This is a genomic window from Adlercreutzia sp. DFI.6.23, from assembly GCF_024462535.1.
GTDB classification, from domain to species: Bacteria; Actinomycetota; Coriobacteriia; order Coriobacteriales; family Eggerthellaceae; genus Adlercreutzia; species Adlercreutzia rubneri.
The window spans coordinates 1-302 of record NZ_JANGBP010000493.1 but is presented as its reverse complement, the minus strand read 5'-3'; the positions used below and the strand labels follow the sequence as shown (position 1 = coordinate 302).

General features: G+C 61.6%; 1 pseudogene. It reads right to left on the bottom strand.

Annotation, left to right across the window (positions count from 1 at the left end):
* Nucleotides 1-92: 92 nt before the first annotated feature.
* Nucleotides 93-236: pseudogene (locus tag NE591_RS14280) on the bottom strand (glutaredoxin domain-containing protein); the annotation flags it as partial.
* Nucleotides 237-302 lie beyond the last annotated feature (66 nt).

Sequence of the window (302 nt, the reverse complement as noted above, 5' to 3'; positions counted from 1 at the left end):
AATCCCGGTTCTCGCGGCTCTGGGCGGAGGCCTCATCGCCTATAAGACGTACTCCATGGCGGTGGCCACGGCCGAGAAGGCCCGAGCGGTGGCCACGACCGCAGCTCATCGGCGGTGGGATTGTCTTCCACGATGTGCCGGTCGGCGTAGGTCACGCCGTGTGCGTCCAGCCACTTCTTAGCCTTCTGGCAGGTGGAGTACTTCGGGTATTCCAAGAACAGAACATCGGCGGCCATGACGCCCTCGCTTTCTCACGCGCAGCCCGATGGGTTGCGTTCGCTCTACTTCGCTTGAGAATTATA